We start from the raw sequence: 1,381 nt of genomic DNA, 5'->3' as shown, positions 1-1,381 counted from the left end.
CTATTTTGGCTGAATTTTGGGTACAGCAAACACAGCGGCACAAAAACTGCGTTTTTGCCGTGCTAAAAATGTGGAAAATATTTTAAATTTATGCCGCTTTTTTTATTGCAGGCTTTTTTCAAGTGGAATTTATGAAGATTAAAACCACAGCAAATCATCGCAATTTCTAAATTCAAGGCTTTTGATCCTCTTCTGCGAGCTCTGGTATATGACCTGTTCCACTTGATAATGCCGTTTGCACCTTCCGACTGGATACTTCGGTTCATACGCAGCAGTGCTCCGTGAATGCTGTTCAGGTTGCAGAGAACTTCCTTGTGAAACTTTGTCAGTTCTTCATTCAAGCGAATTTTACGGTTCCCTTTGCACTTACAGCATTTTTCTTTTTGCAGACAATTACTGCAATCTTCACATTGATAAAATTCTTCTGTTCTGCCATATTTGTTTCCTCTTACAGGTCTGCTGTAAAGATAATGAAACTTTTTTCCGTTAGGACATATTGGATCGCCATCTGCATCTATCGGAAAATTTACTGCTCTGTACGGATCATCACGATATTTTTTGTCCTTGCTTTCCTTTTCATACATAGTAAATTTCATGTATTTTTTCATGCCGTGTTCTTCACAATACAGATAATTATTAAAGCTGCCGTATCCTGCGTCTGCTACCGGATATTCAGGATATTTTTCGTATGTCTGATTGAACTTTTCTATCAAAGGCTTGAAACATTCCATATCAGACGCATATTGTTTTACGTCGAATACTGCGATATATTCATCACAGACACCTAATTGGATATTGTAGCCCGGAAGAAGCTGATCGTTACCCATATAGTCCTTTTTCATACGCATAAATGTTGCGTCATGATCGGTCTTGGAATAACTATTGCGTTCATCTCCGCATATCTTTATGTGTTCTGCATACTTTTTTAGCCTTGAAATGTATTCCGAAAGCTTGTCATAATGCCTCTGTTCAATTGTTTTATGATGTCCCCGTCCCCGAATTGCAGTTTCCGGGTCAAAGCCGCAAAGCTTTACATATTGCTGCTGTATTTGCTCTAAATACTCAATAGCATATTCTTCACGAATGCCGAATTTTACGCAGAATGAAGAGATCTTTTCATTCATTTCACCAAGCAATTCTGTTATCCTTGCAAATACCTTCAGACGGTTTTTCTCACAGCTCTTTTTCCATACCCAGCTGTATTTGTTTGCGTTGGCTTCTATCTTTGTTCCGTCTATGTAAACGTGGTTGAGGTCAACATTTTCCACCGTAAAAATGTAACTGTTGATATCCGCAAAGATCTCATCTATTTTTCTATTTAGGACATTGTTCATAAAATTGCCTATTGTCGAGTGGCTTGGCGGAGGATTATCCTGCAGCA

At 38.4% G+C, this 1,381-nt stretch carries 1 protein-coding gene; it reads right to left on the bottom strand.

Features of this window, described 5'->3' with window-relative positions:
* Positions 1–62: 62 nt before the first annotated feature.
* Positions 63–1,381, bottom strand: a 1,319-nt coding sequence (locus WS40_RS10610; protein ID WP_046442211.1) for a transposase, incomplete at its 5' end; no start/stop codon positions are given.

It is taken from the genome of Ruminococcus sp. N15.MGS-57 (assembly GCF_000980385.1).
In the GTDB taxonomy this organism is placed as follows: Bacteria; Bacillota; Clostridia; order Oscillospirales; family Ruminococcaceae; genus Hominimerdicola; species Hominimerdicola aceti.
The sequence above is the reverse complement of the archived record's forward strand: the minus strand, read 5'-3'. Positions and strand labels throughout refer to the sequence as shown.